Annotated in this window: 14 protein-coding genes and 1 tRNA gene; 4 read left to right on the forward strand and 11 right to left on the reverse strand. The window is 70.9% G+C overall.

The genetic code is table 11. From position 1 onward, the window contains the following. Positions 1–23 precede the first annotated feature (23 nt). The 7 genes from IE325_RS21165 to IE325_RS21195 form a co-directional block, all read right to left on the reverse strand. Positions 24–677, reverse strand: a complete 654-nt coding sequence (locus tag IE325_RS21165; protein ID WP_190071531.1) for an LPXTG cell wall anchor domain-containing protein — start codon at positions 675–677, stop codon at positions 24–26. 127 nt (positions 678–804) lie between these two features. Then, positions 805–1,293 carry a hypothetical protein gene (locus tag IE325_RS21170; protein ID WP_190071532.1) on the reverse strand — a complete coding sequence of 163 codons (489 nt, stop codon included), beginning with the start codon at positions 1,291–1,293 and terminating at the stop codon, positions 805–807. 65 nt (positions 1,294–1,358) lie between these two features. Continuing rightward, positions 1,359–1,961 carry an aminoacyl-tRNA hydrolase gene (gene pth, locus IE325_RS21175; protein WP_190071533.1) on the reverse strand — a complete coding sequence of 201 codons (603 nt, stop codon included), beginning with the start codon at positions 1,959–1,961 and terminating at the stop codon, positions 1,359–1,361. Between the two features lie 70 nt (positions 1,962–2,031). Beyond that, a complete protein-coding gene (locus tag IE325_RS21180) occupies positions 2,032–2,628 on the reverse strand; it encodes a 50S ribosomal protein L25/general stress protein Ctc (protein WP_190071534.1) in 597 nt (198 codons plus the stop codon). A gap of 184 nt (positions 2,629–2,812) precedes the next feature. Then, complete coding sequence (locus tag IE325_RS21185; RefSeq protein WP_190071535.1) at positions 2,813–3,793, reverse strand: ribose-phosphate diphosphokinase; 981 nt, start codon at positions 3,791–3,793, stop codon at positions 2,813–2,815. Positions 3,794–3,878: 85 nt separating this feature from the next. Beyond that, the gene (gene glmU, locus IE325_RS21190) at positions 3,879–5,327 is read right to left on the reverse strand and encodes a bifunctional UDP-N-acetylglucosamine diphosphorylase/glucosamine-1-phosphate N-acetyltransferase GlmU (RefSeq protein ID WP_190071536.1); all 1,449 of its coding nucleotides are present in this window, start codon (positions 5,325–5,327) and stop codon (positions 3,879–3,881) included. Between the two features lie 122 nt (positions 5,328–5,449). Next, positions 5,450–5,521: transfer RNA gene (locus tag IE325_RS21195), tRNA-Gln, on the reverse strand. A gap of 190 nt (positions 5,522–5,711) precedes the next feature. Between IE325_RS21195 and IE325_RS21200 the strand changes: the two genes are divergently transcribed. Then, positions 5,712–7,046: a sensor histidine kinase gene (locus tag IE325_RS21200; RefSeq protein WP_190071537.1), complete on the forward strand. Its 1,335-nt coding sequence runs from the start codon at positions 5,712–5,714 to the stop codon at positions 7,044–7,046. A gap of 22 nt (positions 7,047–7,068) precedes the next feature. Here the strand turns inward: IE325_RS21200 and IE325_RS21205 are convergent, their stop codons facing one another. Beyond that, positions 7,069–7,563 (reverse strand): SUKH-3 domain-containing protein, encoded by a 495-nt coding sequence (locus IE325_RS21205; RefSeq protein ID WP_190071538.1) that lies wholly within the window; start codon positions 7,561–7,563, stop codon positions 7,069–7,071. Positions 7,564–7,664: 101 nt separating this feature from the next. Continuing rightward, positions 7,665–8,189: a YwqJ-related putative deaminase gene (locus IE325_RS21210; protein WP_190071539.1), complete on the reverse strand. Its 525-nt coding sequence runs from the start codon at positions 8,187–8,189 to the stop codon at positions 7,665–7,667. 308 nt (positions 8,190–8,497) lie between these two features. Here IE325_RS21210 and IE325_RS21215 point away from each other — a divergent pair, with 308 nt between their 5' ends. From IE325_RS21215 to IE325_RS21225, 3 genes are all read left to right on the forward strand, one after another. After that, positions 8,498–9,523, forward strand: coding sequence for an SMI1/KNR4 family protein (locus IE325_RS21215; protein ID WP_190071540.1), 1,026 nt, complete (start codon positions 8,498–8,500; stop codon positions 9,521–9,523). Between the two features lie 8 nt (positions 9,524–9,531). Next, positions 9,532–12,372 carry an SUKH-4 family immunity protein gene (locus IE325_RS21220; RefSeq protein WP_190071541.1) on the forward strand — a complete coding sequence of 947 codons (2,841 nt, stop codon included), beginning with the start codon at positions 9,532–9,534 and terminating at the stop codon, positions 12,370–12,372. Positions 12,373–12,581: 209 nt separating this feature from the next. Further along, a complete protein-coding gene (locus tag IE325_RS21225; RefSeq protein WP_190071542.1) occupies positions 12,582–13,472 on the forward strand; it encodes a cellulose-binding protein in 891 nt (296 codons plus the stop codon). 29 nt (positions 13,473–13,501) lie between these two features. On the opposite strand, the gene IE325_RS21230 is transcribed toward IE325_RS21225, so the two are convergent. Together IE325_RS21230 and IE325_RS21235 are read right to left on the reverse strand one after the other, a co-directional pair. Beyond that, complete coding sequence (locus tag IE325_RS21230) at positions 13,502–15,121, reverse strand: sodium/solute symporter (RefSeq protein WP_190071543.1); 1,620 nt, start codon at positions 15,119–15,121, stop codon at positions 13,502–13,504. Beyond that, a complete protein-coding gene (locus IE325_RS21235; RefSeq protein WP_190071544.1) occupies positions 15,118–15,588 on the reverse strand; it encodes a DUF485 domain-containing protein in 471 nt (156 codons plus the stop codon). Before IE325_RS21235 ends, IE325_RS21230 begins: the two co-directional genes overlap by 4 nt. Between the last annotated feature and the right edge of the window lie 173 nt (positions 15,589–15,761).

The raw sequence follows: 15,761 nt of genomic DNA on the forward strand, positions 1-15,761 counted from the left end.
CACTCTTTGTTTGTTGTCGACCGTCAGGCCTTGCGGCGCCGGAACGCCAGGTAACCGCCCGCGCCCAGCAGCGCCAGGGCGGCGGCGGACAGCAGCTCCACCGGGGCACCGTTTCCGGTCTCGGCGAGATCGCCCTCGGCGCCGCCCTGCGCGGACGGGGACGGGGACGACGACGGAACGGCAGCCGGCGTTTCGGTCTCGGAGGGAGAGGTCTCGGAGGGGGAGGCGGTGGGAGTGGCCGTCGTACCGCCGCCCGGTTCCTCCTCGTCCTCGCAGTCCGTCCAGAACACCTTGTGCTTCGCGGCCCCGTTCTCGCCATCGAAGTTCCAGAACAGCTTGTAGTGCCCATCGGGCAGCGTCATGTCCGCCGTACGGCCATGACCCTCGCCGTCCAGCGTGATCGCGCCGGACTTCACGGTCTCGCCCTTGACGGCGGCCGTCGGCGCCCAGGCCTCGATATGCCAGGAAACCTGCTGCACGCTGTCGAAACCGAACGCGTCGAGATAGAACTCGCACACATGCGGCTCGTTCTTGCGCAGTTCTTCGCCGGTGGTGGCGTCATGGATCTTCACGGTGCCGTTGTCACCGGGAGCGGTGGCGTGCGCGGCGGCCGGAGCGGACAGCAACGCTGCCGCGGCGACGGCGGACAGGGCGCCGACGCGATTGAGGGTACGCATGGGGCAGTAGTCCATCTTCGAGAAGGAACGGGAAGATGTGGAGGGGGCGGCTCAGCTTCCAGCCGGGACTGACTCCAGGTCAATCACGAACCGGGAACGAACCTCGGAACCTCAGCACCCCGGCACCTCAGACCACCACGAAAGCCGCAGTGAGCAGCACCATCCCCGACCCCGCCATCACCCACGCCAGCCGCGTCCGCCGCAACCCGCCCGCGACCACCACCGACGCCAGCAACAGCGCCCCGCCGAGCGGAACCCACGCGTACAGCACGCCCGCAGGACCGGACCGTACGACATCGTCACTGCCCGGCTTCACGACGACCGTGTACGTCTCCCCCTTGCGCACGGCCACGTTCTTCTCGATCACGACCGACTTCCGCGCCCGCGAACCCTCGGAGATCGGCGTGAAGGGACCGGTGCAGGTGTCCGCGCCGCACCGAGTCACCTCGATCGTGCCGCTCTCCCGCCCCTTGGTGAGCATCACATGATGAGCGGTGCCCCACGACGCCCACACCCCCGCGATCAGGATCAGCACCGCGACCGTACCCATCGCCGCGAACCGCCCGAACCGCAGCGCCGAGACAGCGCCCTGACTGGAGACAACGGCAGAAGGCATGGCCGCGATCCTTGGCCATGCCCCTGCACCCGGTCAACCTCGGTCCGCCACGGCGGGCGGACAAGTCACGAGTTGTACGTGCTTTGCGCCCGCTCCAGGCCCTCGATCACCAGACACTCCACCGCGTCCGTCGCACGGTCCACGAAGTAGTCCAGCTCCTTGCGCTCCGCGGCGGAGAAGTCCTTCAGCACGAAGTCCGCGACCTGCATACGGCCCGGAGGACGCCCGATGCCGAACCGCACCCGGTGATAGTCCGCACCCATCGCCTTCGTCATCGACTTCAGACCGTTGTGCCCGTTGTCCCCACCGCCGAGCTTCAGCCGCAGCGTGCCGTAGTCGATGTCCAACTCGTCATGCACGGCGACGATGTTCCCGACCGGCACCTTGTAGAAGTCGCGCAACGCGTTCAGGGGACCGCCGGAGAGATTCATGTACGACATCGGCTTCGCCAGGACCACCCGCCGGCTCAACGGCCCCGGCGGCCCGATCCGCCCCTCGACGACCTGAGCCTGAGCCTTCCCCGCCCGCTTGAACTTCCCCCCGATCCGTTCGGCCAGCAGATCCGCCACCATGAAGCCGACGTTGTGCCGGTTCATGGCGTACTCGGGCCCCGGATTGCCGAGGCCGGCGATCAGCCAGGGGGCGCTCGGGTCGGTCGTCACGTCCATGTCTCCTTGATACGCGCCAGCCGCTGCCCCCAGTGGGAACAGCGGCCGACGAAACGATGACCGGTGAGGATCAGGCCTCGGCGACTTCCTCGCCCTCGGCGGCCTCGCCCTCCGGGGCCTCCTCGGCCTGCGCGGCCAGGACCTGGAGGACGACGGTGTCCTCCTCGACGGCCAGCGTGGTGCCCTTCGGCAGGGTGATGTCCTTCGCCAGGATGGAGGCACCGGCCTCCAGGCCCTCGACGGACACGGTGACGGACTCGGGGATGTGCGTGGCCTCGGCCTCGACCGGCAGCGCGTTCAGGACGTGCTCCAGCAGGTTGCCGCCCGCGGCCAGCTCGCCCTCGGCGTGGACCGGGACCTCGACGGTGACCTTCTCGCCACGCTTGACCAGCAGCAGGTCGACGTGCTCCAGGAAGCCCTTGATGGCGTCACGCTGCACGGCCTTCGGGATGGCCAGCTCGTTGGTCTTGCCGTCGATGTCCAGGGAGATCAGGACGTTCGGCGTACGCAGCGCGAGCAGCAGGTCGTGGCCCGGGAGGGTCAGGTGCAGCGGGTCCGCGCCGTGGCCGTACAGGACGCCGGGGACCTTGGAGTCACGACGGATACGGCGGGCGGCACCCTTGCCGAACTCGGTGCGGGTCTCGGCGGAGATCTTGACCTCGGACATGATCACTCCTCGTAGAAGCTAGATACGGACGTGGTCACCCGGCCACGAACGGCCTGCTACGAAGAGCGCGTCGATAACGGAGCGCCGACACCTGAACGAACAGGTACGGCCTCCCTCGCCGAGCAACTGAAGCAGTCTACTCGGAGGGGGAGGCCGTACCAAAAGGATCTCTGGCCGCTCGCTGTTACTGCTCGTCGAACAGGCTCGTCACCGAACCGTCCTCGAACACCTCACGCACCGCGTTCGCGACCGTCGGCGCGATCGATAGCACCGTCAGCTTGTCCAGGTCACGGCTCAGCTCACCCGGCGTGGGCAGCGTGTTCGTGAACACGAACTCGCTCACCCGGGAGTTCTTGAGGCGGTCCGCGGCCGGACCCGACAGCACACCGTGCGTCGCCGTCACGATGACGTCCTCGGCGCCGTGCGCGAACAGCGCGTCGGCGGCCGCGCAGATGGTGCCACCGGTGTCGATCATGTCGTCGACCAGCACACACACCCGGCCCTTGACCTCGCCCACGACCTCGTGGACGGTCACCTGGTTCGCCACGTCCTTGTCACGCCGCTTGTGCACGATGGCGAGCGGCGCGCCCAGCCGGTCGCACCAACGGTCGGCGACCCGCACCCGGCCGGCGTCCGGAGAGACCACCGTCAGCTTGTCCCGGTCCACCTTGCGGCCCACGTAGTCCGCGAGGAGCGGAAGGGCGAAGAGGTGGTCGACGGGGCCGTCGAAGAAGCCCTGGATCTGGTCCGTGTGCAGATCGACCGTCAGGATCCGGTCCGCGCCCGACGTCTTCATCAGGTCCGCGATCAGACGCGCCGAGATCGGTTCACGTCCACGGTGCTTCTTGTCCTGACGGGCGTAACCGTAGAACGGCACGATGACCGTGATGGAGCGGGCCGACGCACGCTTCAGCGCGTCGATCATGATCAGCTGCTCCATGATCCACTGGTTGATCGGAGCCGTGTGGCTCTGGATCACAAAGCAGTCCGCGCCACGCGCCGACTCCTGGTAACGGACGTAGATCTCACCGTTCGCGAAGTCGAAGGCCTTCGTCGGAACGACCCCGACCCCCAACTGCTGGGCGACCTCCTCGGCAAGCTCGGGGTGGGCGCGGCCGGAGAAGAACATCAACTTCTTCTCGCCGGTCGTCTTGATCCCGGTCACAGCACTGTCTCCTCAGAGGTGTCTCAGCTGGGTGTGCGAGTGTGCACTTATCACGGTACGCCGTGTTTGACGCGCCCGTTTCCGGTCAGTCCTCGCTCTCGACCTGCCGCGAAGCCGCCTCAGCCGCCTTCGCCGCAGCACTGCCCGGACGCTTTCGAGCCACCCAACCCTCGATATTCCGCTGCTGACCACGGGCCACGGCCAGCGAACCGGGCGGCACGTCCTTCGTGATCACGGACCCGGCGGCGGTGTACGCACCGTCCCCGACCGTGACGGGAGCCACAAACATGTTGTCCGAACCGGTACGGCAGTGCGACCCGACGGTGGTGTGGTGTTTGTCCTGCCCGTCGTAGTTGACGAACACGCTCGCCGCACCGATGTTGGTCTGCTCGCCGATCGTCGCGTCACCGACGTAGGAGAGGTGCGGAACCTTCGTTCCCTCCCCGATGGAGGCGTTCTTCGTCTCGACGTAGGTGCCGATCTTGCCCTTCGCGCCGAGCCGGGTCCCCGGCCGCAGATAGGCGTACGGCCCGACACTCGCCTCCGTCCCGACCACCGCACCGTCGGCCACGGTGTTGTCGACCCGCGCCCCGGCACCGACCCGGGTGTCCGTCAGCCGGCTGTTGGGGCCGACCTCCGCGCCCGCACCGAGATGCGTGGTGCCGCGCAGCTGCGTACCGGGCTGGACCGTCACATCCTGCTCGAAGGTGACCGTCACATCGACCCAGGTCGTCGCCGGGTCGATGACCGTGACACCGGCGAGCATGGCATCGGTCAGCAACCGGTCGTTCAGGATCCGGCGGGCCTCCGAGAGCTGCACCCGGTTGTTGATCCCGGCGATCTCACGGTGATCGCCGGCCACGGAGGCACCGACGCGGTGACCGGCTTCGCGCAGAATCCCGAGTACGTCGGTGAGGTACTCCTCGCCCTGGCTGTTGTCGGTCCGCACCTTCCCGAGCGCGTCCGCGAGCAGCTGCCCGTCGAACGCGAACACCCCAGAGTTGATCTCCCGGATCGCCCGCTGCGACTCGGTCGCGTCCTTGTGCTCGACGATCGCGGTCACGGCCCCCGAGGCACCGTCCCGCACGATCCGCCCATAGCCGGTCGCGTCCGGGACCTCGGCGGTCAGGACGGTGACCGCGTTGCCGTCGGCGGAGTGCGTGGCGGCGAGATGCGTCAGGGTCGCGCCGGTGAGGAGAGGGGTGTCGCCGCAGACGACGACCACGGTCCCGTCGACCGCCCCGCCGAGCTCCTCCAGTGCCATCCGCACCGCGTGCCCGGTGCCGTTCTGCTCTGCCTGTACGGCGGTGCGTACACCGGGGTCGATCTCGCCGAGATGCGCGGTTACCTTCTCCCGGGCGTGGCCGACCACCACGACGAGATTCTCCGGGTCCAACTCACGTGCGGCGGCGAGCACATGCCCCACGAGGCTGCGTCCACAGATCTCATGGAGGACCTTGGGTGTGGCCGACTTCATACGGGTGCCCTCACCCGCTGCGAGAACGACGACGGCTGCCGGGCGATTGGCGCTCACGGTTTGCCCTTCGGATGTGGCGGGGGTGGGTGACATCCGCAGGATACCGGGGCGTTTCGTGGGGGATATGAGAGCGGGCCCTGACTGAGCTGTCGACAGTCAGGGCCCGAACCGGGCAGCTGCTCCCCCGCCAGGACTCGAACCCGGACAGATGGCACCAAAAGCCACAGTGCTGCCAATTACACCACGGGGGAAAGAAGCCGACGGAACCGGACATTTAGCCAGGTCGCCGAGCGGCGCCTCCTACTATGCCGTACCAGGCGCCCTCCACGCGACGATACAAGTCGGTGCCCCGGAGCGCTCACGCTCGGTCACCGAATGTGGTGTAGGCCAGTCCGCAAAACTCGCCAGAAAACCACCGCCGCCCGCCCGTAGGCTGGAGGCATGACCACGACGGGGGAAGAGCGCGCCGAGGTCCCGCCGCCGGGGGTGGGGCCGTGGTGGTGGGACAGGACGCGCAGTGCGGTGCTGGACGTGAGTCTGGGGGTCGTGTCCGCGCTGGAGTGTGGGATCGAGGGCGTTCGGTTCGCGCGGGACGCCGGGATTCCGGTGGCCGCGGGCGTGGTGTTCGGAGTGCTGGCCGGGTCGGTGCTGGTGCTGCGGCGCCGGTGGCCGATCGCCGTCGTTCTCGTCTCCATCGCGGTGCTGCCGGCACAGATGGGGATGCTGCTGGGCATCGTCGGGCTGTACACGCTCGCCGCCTCCGAACTGCCGAGGCGCATCATCGCCTCGCTGGCCGGGATGTCGTTCGTCGGCACGCTGATCGTGATGTTCGTGTGGATGCGGCAGGGCGTGGACCGGGGGGATCTGAGCTTCGGTGACTGGGTGGTGCCGTTCGCCTCGGTGACCACGGCGCTCGGTGTGACCGCGCCGCCGCTGCTGCTCGGGCTGTATGTGGGGGCCAGGCGGCGGCTCATGGAGAGCCTTCGTGAGCGGGCGGACAGCCTTGAGCGGGAGCTTCAGTTGCTCGCCGAGCGGGCGGAGGAACGGGCCGAGTGGGCGCGGGGCGAGGAACGGACCCGGATCGCGCGGGAGATGCATGACGTCGTCGCGCATCGGGTGAGCCTGATGGTGGTGCACGCTGCCGCGCTTCAGGCGGTGGCCCGTAAGGATCCCGAGAAGGCCGTGAAGAACGCCGCGCTGGTGGGGGACATGGGCCGGCAGGCCTTGACCGAGCTGCGGGAGATGCTGGGCGTGCTGCGCAGTGCCGCGGCGCAGGCGGACCGGGCTCGGGGGGCTGTCGTACCGCTCGCCGCTGTCGGGGTCGCCGCCGCTGCCGCCGCTGATCGGGGGCGGCCCGGTGCGGACGAGGTGGCCGGTGAGGGGCCCTGTCTGTCCGAGTTGGAGGAGCTGGTCGGGCAGTCGGCGGCCGCCGGGATGGTGGTCGATCTGTCCGTGGAGGGGGAGACGCGCGGGTATGCGCCGGAGGTCGAGCAGACGGCGTATCGGGTCGTGCAGGAGGCGTTGACGAACGTCCACAAGCATGCGGCCGGTGCGAAGACCCATGTGCGGCTCGCGCATCGCGTGTCCGAGATCGCGATGCAGGTGGAGAACGAGCCGCCGCCGGAGTTGTCGTCGGCATCGGCGGCGGGGCTGCCGTCCGGGGGCAATGGCCTGGTGGGGATGAAGGAGCGGGTCGTGGCGCTGGGCGGGGTGTTTGTGTCCGGGCCGACGGACGCGGGGGGTTTTCGGGTGTCGGCGGTGATTCCGGCGGCGTAGGCGGCGCCCGTGTGCGGTGCTGTCAGCCCGCTGTGAGGCGTACCGGTTCTATGCCGGCGACGAGGCCGGCGAGGGCCTGGTCGATGTCGGGGCCGAGGTACCAGTCGCCGGTGTGGTCGAGGGCGTAGATCCGGCCCTCGGTGTCGATGGCGAGCAGCGAGTGGGTGTCGGTCTCGGTGCCGAGGGGACAGACCTCGGTGTCGAGGGCGCGGCCGAGGTCGCCGAGGGTGCGGGCCATGTGGAGGCCGTGCAGGGGGTCGAAGTGGACGGTGGCGGGGGCGACCTGGCGGCCGGGGCCGGTGGGCGCGATGTGCAGGCCGCCGAACTCGGCCCAGGCCTCCACCGCGGCCGGGAAGACGGCGTGCCGGTGTCCCGCTGGTGAGGTGTGCTCGCGCAGGGCGTCGGCCCAGACCTCGGCCTGCTTGATGTCCCAGCGTCCGGGTTGCCAGCCGGCCGCGCGCAGGGCGGCGTCGACGGGGACGGGGAAACGGGTGGTTGAGGTGCGGTCGGTGTGCATCTGCCCTTCGATCGTCGAGTACGCCGGGTCGCGGCTGCGCCTGGCCGGCCCGGCGGGGTGCGGCCGTACTGGTTGGTCCGGTTGGTAGGGACGTGCGGGGGTCAGCTCTCGGTTGCCGTCGGGTCCACGACGCGGACGCCGAAGTGGGCGCTGAGGGCGGTGCAGGCGCGGCAGGGGGCCGCGAAGCTGCCGTGCAGGGGGTCGCCGTCCTCGCGGATGCGGCGGGCCGTGAGCTTGGCCTGTTTGAGGGCTTTGCGGGCTTCGCCGTTGGTCATGGGTTTGCGGGCGGCGCGTTTGCTGCGGGTGGCGTCGGCGGCGGCGATATGGCGCGAGATGAGGATGGTCTCGGCGCAGCGGCCGGTGAAGCGGTCGCGTTCGGAGCTGGTCAGGGTGTCGAGGAAGTCCTGCACGAGGTGGTGCAGCTCGGGGGGCTGGTCGCCGCGGGCGGCGGTGCCGGTGAGCGTGGCGCCGCGGACGGAGAGGGCGGCGGCGACGGTGGGGAGTATGCCGTCGCGGCGGTGGTGGAGGGCGGGCGCGTGCGGCGTTTCGGTGGCGCTCCAGCCGATGCGGGGGTCGCCGGACCTCGCGGTGTGCGGCCCTGTTTGCGTCGCGTTCATGATCATCATCCCCTCCTGAGCATCCCCCGGGCATGCTCTCGGACGTCACAGAGTGCCAAATGCCGTGGCGGGTGCGGAAGCTGGGGCGACGCGACACGCCCGGGTTGGGGCACGCTGTCACGGCGGGGTGACGGCTGGTCACGGAAGCGGAGGGGGTCATGACCGGCGCCGGTGACCGCGATCGTCGTACCGCATAGGCTGTCGGCACCGCTTTCCATGCGGTGACGCGTGGACGCAGACGAGACAGTCGATACGTGGCGTTGTGACCGAGAGTGGTCGTGGCGGCGCGTATCAGAACGCCGCAGGGGGCAACCGCCATGACGACAGGTCGGCTCGGGCTGGGGGCACCTCCCGGCCGCCAGGCTGGGGGACAAGCCGCGCCGCCGAACGCGGCCTACGCCGGGCAGGTCGTGCATTTCCCGGATCCGGTACGGGCGTCCCGTCACCCGAGAGGAGTACGGGTCGACGAGCGTGGTTACCCCGACTTCTCGCCGTACGCGCGCGCGGCGGCGGAGATCGCGGAGCCGCCGGAGGGTTTCGGCGTCGACGAGTTGCGGCTGACGGACTATGTGTCGGCGAACGCGGCGCTGGCGGCCACGGGGCACGAGCTGTGGGACACGATCCCGTCGGTGGCGACCCCGCACGGCTGGACGTGGCATCACGCGATGGGCACGCGGCGGCTGGAGTTGGTTCCGGTCGAGGTCAAGGCGCTGTTGCGGCATCACGGAGGTATCGCGACGTCGGCGGTGGCCCACGACAAGCGCGGGACCCGGCCGTTGCAGGAGACCCGCCCGGCGCACTTCCGGCTGCCGAAGTCGGGTGTGGCGGTGACGGAGACCCAGGCGCTGGGGGTCGAGGAGGAGCTCGGGTACCGGCTGCCGGGTGCGTATCGGTCGTTCCTGAAGGCGGCGGGCGGGTGCGCGCCGGTGGGGACGGCGCTCGACGCGGAGCTCGGACTGCTGGTCGACCAGCCGCTGTTCACGGTGCGGGACGAGGCCGCGGTCAATGACCTGGTCTACGTCAACAAGTGCCTGCGCGACCATCTGACCAAGGACTATCTGGGCGTCGGCTTCGTCCAGGGCGGGCTGCTGGCCGTGAAGGTGAAGGGCGAGCGGATCGGTTCGGTGTGGTTCTGCGCCTACGACGACGCGCGGGACGTGGATCCCTCGTGGCCGCCGGCGGAGCGGGTGGAGCGGCTGCTGATGCCGTGCGGTGAGGACTTCGACGCGTTTCTGTCCCGGCTGGCGGGTTCTCCGCCGGAGTTGGAGACGGTGGCGAATCTGATGGTGGACGGTGGGTTCGCGCGTGCGGTGCCCGTCGCGGCCGCGGCTGTGGGGGAGTGAGCTTCGCGATGGTGACGTTCGCACAGGCGCAGGAGCGCGCCGAGGAGTGGATCAACGGGGACCTGCCGTCGTATCAGCATCGTGAGGTGCGGGTGCGGGAGTTCGAGCGCGGGTTCGTGGTGTGGGCCGAGGACCGCGAGGACGGGCCGCGGTCGGACGGCGGCGCACAGCGGCTGGTGATCGCCCGGGACAGCGGGGAGGCCACGCTGTGGCCCGCGTTGCCGGTGGGTGAGGTGATTCGCCGGTACGAGGAGGAGTACGGGCGTGGGGACGCGGTGGCGGATGCCGTGCCGGCGGCTCCGGCGCGGGTGGATCTGAACCAGACGTCGTTCTTGCTGACGCCGCCGGAGTGGTTGCAGGAGGCGGCCAATCAGTTGGGTGGGGCGGATCGGCGGGGTGGGGGCGCGGGTTCGGGTTCGGGGGCGGGCTCGGACTCGGGTGCCGGTTCTGGCTCCGGTGCGTCCGGTGCGTCCGGGGATGCGGGGCTTCCTGAGACTCAGGGTGGGGTTCCTGTTGGGGGTGGCTCGGGTGCGGGTGCCGATGGCGCTCCATCGCCTGCGGTGCCTGACGGGGCTACTCCCTGGGCCGGGACGGACACCAACGCGGATGCCGGTGAGGACCGTTCCGTGCCGTTGCCCGAGACGGTTTTCGCGCCTCCGTTGAGTGGTGACGACGGTGGGCTGCCGGATGCCCAGACGGCCCTGATGTCGGGGGGCAGCCAGCTTCCGCCTACTGCGGTGTCGCGGGCGGTGGAGGACGGGGACGGGGCGGGTGCGCCGTCTTATGGGTATCCGCAGGGGCCGGTTGGGCCGGGTGGCACGCCTCCTCCGCCGCCTGGTGCTCCCGCGCCCTCCTATGGCTATCCGCAGGGCGGGCCCGCTGGTGCCCCGGGTTCTCCGGGGGTGCCCGGGCAGGCGGTCGCGCCGAACGCCGGGGACATCGCCGATGCCGCGACCAGCAAGGCGGAGCCTCCTCGGGCGCGGGGTGGGGCTACGCCGCCTCCGCCGCCGTCGGCTCCGGGTGTGCCGGGTGCGTCCGGTGGTGGTTACGTGCCTACGCAACTCGTGTCATCGCTCGGGCCCGATGGGCCGGAGGGCACCGCAGGGCCGCCCGGGGCTCCGCAGGGTCCCGGTGTGCCGAACCCGCCTGGCCTGCCGCAGCCGCCCGGTGCTCCGGGTGCGCCCAACCCGCCTGGTACGCCTGGTGGTACGCCCCCCGGCGGGGTCCACCATGCCGCGACCGTATTTGCCGACCCGAGCGGGATGGGCGGCGCGCCGCAGCCTCCTGCTCCTCGTGCACCCGGTGCTCCGGGCGCCCCTGGTGCCCCGGGTGCGCCCAATCCGCCTGGCCCTCCGAACCCGCCCGGCGCCCCTGGCATGCCTCCGCCTCCAGGCGCCCCGAACCCGCCGGGTGCCCCGGGTGCGCCCGGTACCCCCGGCTCCTCGGGTGGTACGGGAGGCGCCGTGCACCACGCGGAGACCGTGCTGGCCGCGCCCCCGGTGGGCGGCCCCGGCGTACCTCCGCCACCGCAGACGCCCGGTGCCCCGCAGGCCCCTGGTGCTCCGCAGGCTCCTGGCTTCCCGGCCCCCGGCGCCCCGCAGCCTCCGGGCGGCCCCGGCATGCCACCCGGCGCTCCCGGCATGCCCCCGGCAGGCCCGGGCATGCCGCCTCCCGGTGCTCCCGGTGCTCCCGGTGCCCTTGGCATGCCCGGCGCCCCCCAGCCCTCCATGCCCCCCGGCGCCGTCCAGCCACCGCCAGGCCAGCCAGGTCACCCCGGCCCGGCCCACCCCACCCCACCCCAGCCCGGCCACCCCGGTCAGGCCCACCCCGCCCCGCCCCAACCCTCGTACGGCTACCCCCAACCACCCACCGGTCAGCCCACCGTCGGCCCCGGCTACCAGGCCGTACTCCGCTATCGCGCGCAGGACGGTTCGGAGCAGCAGCTGATTCGGCGTTCGGCGCCGGGTACTCCGCACCCGGAGTGGCAGATCTTCCATGAGCTGCGCGGTATGAACGTGCCGTCGGATCAGGTCCTGGAGCTGCACACCGAGTTGGAGTCGTGCGAGCTGCCGGGTGCTTACTGTGCGCGGATGATCCGGGAGCAGTGGCCGCAGGCGCGCATCACCTCCATCGCGCCGTACGGCACGGATCACGCGAGCCGTCAGCAGGGCATGCAGCAACTGCTCGCCCATCAGGGTGAGTTGCACCAGGTCGCCGACGGTCCCGCCCGCCCGGCCCCGGTGCGTGCCCCGCTGCCGCAGGTGCCGCCGACGCCGCCGATTCCGCCGGAGGGTGTGGCGCAGGAGCTGGCGGGGGCGTTCGGGCCGGGGCTCTTCCGGTTCGAGCAGGCCGCCGTGTCTCGGCAGGGCGTGCCGCCGGTCGTGGCGCACAGTCTGGTCGTCGGTGGGCTGCCGATGGACATGGGCCCGTTCTTCTGGGCGCAGGCCCAGCCGGGGCGGCCCGTTCCGACGCTGGCGGAGCTGGCGCAGGAGCGCGGGGTGCAGCCGGCGTCGGACGCGGGCTCGTATCTCGTCATGGGCAGTGACTTCGGCAAGGCGCTGTGCGTGCAGTACGGGACGGCGCACATCGTCGCCGTGCCGGTGGAGGCGGGCCCGGGCGGCGCGCCCGTACCGCCGCAGTTCGTGAACACCGGTCTGCCCGAGTTCCAGCGCTGCCTGGCGCTGCTCGGCCGGATGTGGCGGCTTCGCTTCGGCCTCAACCAGGAGCAGGCGGGCCGCTGGACCGTCGACTTCCAGGCCCAGCTCGCCGCCCTCGACCCGGCGGCGCTCGGCTCGCCGGAGAGCTGGTGGTCGGTGCTGTTGGAGCAGATGTGGGACGGGTTGCTGTGACGCCACTCGGCTGTTTTGTCGTGAATTCGCGCGGCTGCCGCTGACGGCGGCGCACGGCCCCTTCGTATGCCCCTTGCCGCGTCCCTCCGCCCCTTCCGCGGCTCGCCCTGCGCCCGGAGTGTCGCGTTATGAGCCCTTCCGCCCGATCCATCAAGATGTGCGCTAAATCATCATTTTTCGCAGCCGTTCGATGGAGAGGGGTTCTCAGGATGAGCAGCGCACCGGTCTCGCTCCACGACTTCGTCGTCGTACGAGGGCGTGGCTACCGTCCCGAACAGGTCGACGCCTATATCGACGCCCTCTTCCGCGATCGGGACGCCGCCTGGGAACGGGCCGCCCGGCTCACCGTGCTGGCCAAGGAGATGGAGGCCGAGGCGGAGCGGCTGCGGGAGGAGGTGGCGCAGCTCGCCCCGCAGACGTACGAGGCGCTCGGGGAGAGCGCGCGCCGGCTCTTCGAGATGGTGCAGGAGGAGGCCGAGGCCGTGCGGGAGCGGGCGCGGGCGGACGCGCAGCGTCTGCAGGACGACGTGCAGGCGTGGGTGAACGGCCTGCGGGACGCGGCACAGGCGCATGCCGACACCCTGGGCGCGGAGGCCGACGCATACGTCGATCAGCTGCTGCTCCCGGCGCGCGACGAGGCGGACGAGATCCGGGTCGCCGCCCGGCGCGCGGTGCGCGACGAGCGCGGCCTGGAACTCCTCGCGCTGCGCGAGCTGCGGCAGCGCACCACCCGGATGCTCACCGAGCAGGCCTCGGAGCACGCCGAGCGGTGGGCCGCGATGGAGCGGGAGGCCGAGGAGCGGCTGGCCGTGCAGGTGGCGGCGGAGGAGGAGCGGCAGATGCGGGCCGAGGCGTCGTTGGCCGAGGCGAAGCAGGCGTTCGCGGAGGCGGAGGTCTCGTCCCGGCAGGCGCAGGAGGAGGCGGAGGCCCGCGCGGCGGAACTGCTCACGCAGGCCCGGGAGAAGTCCGAGGAGATCGCCCGGGAGACGGAGCGGGTGCTGCGCGAACACGGCGACATGTGGGACGACGTACGGACCCACATCGGCCAGATGCGCAACAGCCTCACGGCACTCACCGGCCAGGCGGCGGCCCTGGAGTGAACGGGCCGCCCCTCCTCCCAGGCCCAGGGTCACCCCTGGTCGGTCCCCCTTCGCACCGCCCCCGCCAGAATCCACCCCTCCACGGCCTCGTACTGCCGCCGCTGCTCCTCGGACTCCCGCTGTCCCGATACGACCGTCCCGATCCACCCGAAGAGGAATCCGGCCGGGATCGACACCAGCCCGGGTGTGGTGAACGGGAACCAGTTGAAGTCGGCGTCGGGGAAGGCCGCGATCGGTGAGCCGGAGACCAGGTTGGTCCACGGCATCAGCGCCAGCACGACCGCCGAGCCGCCGATCAGGGTCCACATCAGGCCGGCCCGGGTGTACCGGCGCCAGAACAGGCTGTAGACGAGGGCCGGGGCGATGGCCGAGGCACCCAGGGTGAAGGACAGGGTGGTCAGCGGCTGGAGGCTGCGGTTCTGGACCAGTGTCGCCAGCACGATCGCCGGGATCCCCACCGCCAGCGCCGACAGCCGCGCGAGCGTCACCTCATGGCGGGCGCTCAGCTCCCGTACCCGGGTGGCGAAGACATCATGGGCGAGGGAGTTCGCACAGGAGAGGATCATGCTCGCCACGGACGCCAGCACGGTCAGGAAGATGGCCGTGGTGACCGCCGTGAAGAGCAGGCTCTCCACCGTCGAGACCTCCGCGCCGAACGCGGCCCGCGACCCCAGCAGATACGCCGTGTTGCCCTGCGGGTCGGCCCCGGCGATCACCTCCCGCCCGATCAGCGCCGTCGCCCCGAACCCGACCACGGTGATCACCAGCACGAACAGCGCCACGCTCGACACAGCCCAGGACATCGAACGCCGCACCTGACGGGCCCCGCTCGCCGTGTACATGCGCATGGTGATGTGGGGCAGCACGGCGCCGCCCAGGACGACCGCCAGCTGGGAGCTGATCATGTCGAGGCGGGGATGCGGACCGCCCGCGAACTGGAGGCCCGACTCCAGGAACGCCGAACCCACCCCGCTGTGTTCGGCCGCCGCGTTGAACAGCGCACCCGGATCCCAGTCGAACCGGTCCAGCACGAGCAGGGCGACCACGGCACCCGACCCGAGCAGCATCACCATCTTCAGGATCTGGATGAGCGCGGTGCCCTTCATCCCGCCGATGGCCGCGTAGCTGATCATCAGCACGCCCAGCCCGATGACACACCCCGTCTTCAGGGAGTCGCTGGAGAAGCCCAGGATGAACGCCAGCAACTGCCCGGTCCCCGCCAGCTGCACCAGCATCAGAGGCAGCAGCGCGGCCAGCGTCACCGCGCACGCCGCGATCCGTACCCCGCGCCCCGGCATACGGCGGGCCAGCGCGTCGCCCATCGTGAACCGGCCCGCGTTGCGCAGGGGTTCGGCCAGCAGGAACATCAGCAGCATCAGCGACAGGGCCGTGCTCAGCGCCAGCACGATCCCGTCGTAGCCGCACAGCGCGACCACACCGGTCGTGCCGAGCACGGTCGCCGCGCTGATGTAGTCGCCGGCGATCGCCAGGCCGTTGCGCATGGGGGACAGCGAGCTGTAGCCCGTGTAGAACTCGTCGAGGTCGTCCCCGTCCGGGCCGGTCATCACGCACAGCAGCAGCGTGACGGTGGCCACGGCGCAGAACGCCACCAGCGACATCGCCTGCGCGTCTCCGCTGAAGTCCGTCATCGTCCGGCCCCCCACTGCCCCGCCTCGCGCTTGGCGTCCAGCGCGGCCTCCTTGCGGATGCGGTCCGCGATCGGGTCGACGTAGCGCCGCGCGGTGTGCTCGTACAGGCCGATCGCCAGCCAGGTGACCGGCAGTTGCAGCAGCGCGAGCAGCAGCCCGGCGGGCAGTCCGTCGGCGACCGGGTCCGTCATGAACCCCGGTGCGAAGGCCGACAGGATCAGGAACAGCGTGAAGTACCCGAGCGCGGTGAGCGTCGCCACTCGCCGCTGCCAGCGGTAGGCGCCGCGCAGGATCCTGAGGTCGCTGTGGTGCCCGAGGGGCGGGTGGTCCGGGGTGCGGTGTCGTGGGGGTGCCGGTGGTTCCGGCGGTACGGGTGGTTGCCAGGGATAGGTGGCGTACGAGGGGGACGGGGCAGGGGGAGAGGAGTGCGGCGAGTACGGCGAATAGGGGTCGTACGGGGAGGACATCCCGTTGCTCCTTGCGTGGCTCGGGTCCGGTGCGGCGGACCGCAGGGAGGTGGGGGGCGGGCGAGCCACGCACGTTACTGCGGAGTACCGGCCATACGCGAGGGTTTCACCAAACTGGTCGGTCGGTATGCGCTTGCTATGCCGAACCGTGTCTGACCTGGGGTGTTACCCCG

The organism is Streptomyces lanatus (genome assembly GCF_014655715.1).
In the GTDB taxonomy this organism is placed as follows: Bacteria; Actinomycetota; Actinomycetes; order Streptomycetales; family Streptomycetaceae; genus Streptomyces; species Streptomyces lanatus.

Excerpts from the sequence above, each read along its gene's own strand:
- IE325_RS21165 (WP_190071531.1), bottom strand. The coding sequence starts at position 677 with ATGCGTACCCTCAATCGCGTCGGCGCCCTGTCCGCCGTCGCCGCGGCA.
- IE325_RS21170 (WP_190071532.1), bottom strand. The coding sequence starts at position 1,293 with ATGCCTTCTGCCGTTGTCTCCAGTCAGGGCGCTGTCTCGGCGCTGCGG.
- pth (WP_190071533.1), bottom strand. The coding sequence starts at position 1,961 with ATGGACGTGACGACCGACCCGAGCGCCCCCTGGCTGATCGCCGGCCTC.
- IE325_RS21180 (WP_190071534.1), bottom strand. The coding sequence starts at position 2,628 with ATGTCCGAGGTCAAGATCTCCGCCGAGACCCGCACCGAGTTCGGCAAG.
- IE325_RS21200 (WP_190071537.1), top strand. The coding sequence starts at position 5,712 with ATGACCACGACGGGGGAAGAGCGCGCCGAGGTCCCGCCGCCGGGGGTG.
- IE325_RS21205 (WP_190071538.1), bottom strand. The coding sequence starts at position 7,563 with ATGCACACCGACCGCACCTCAACCACCCGTTTCCCCGTCCCCGTCGAC.
- IE325_RS21210 (WP_190071539.1), bottom strand. The coding sequence starts at position 8,189 with ATGATGATCATGAACGCGACGCAAACAGGGCCGCACACCGCGAGGTCC.
- IE325_RS21215 (WP_190071540.1), top strand. The coding sequence starts at position 8,498 with ATGACGACAGGTCGGCTCGGGCTGGGGGCACCTCCCGGCCGCCAGGCT.
- IE325_RS21220 (WP_190071541.1), top strand. The coding sequence starts at position 9,532 with ATGGTGACGTTCGCACAGGCGCAGGAGCGCGCCGAGGAGTGGATCAAC.
- IE325_RS21225 (WP_190071542.1), top strand. The coding sequence starts at position 12,582 with ATGAGCAGCGCACCGGTCTCGCTCCACGACTTCGTCGTCGTACGAGGG.
- IE325_RS21230 (WP_190071543.1), bottom strand. The coding sequence starts at position 15,121 with ATGACGGACTTCAGCGGAGACGCGCAGGCGATGTCGCTGGTGGCGTTC.
- IE325_RS21235 (WP_190071544.1), bottom strand. The coding sequence starts at position 15,588 with ATGTCCTCCCCGTACGACCCCTATTCGCCGTACTCGCCGCACTCCTCT.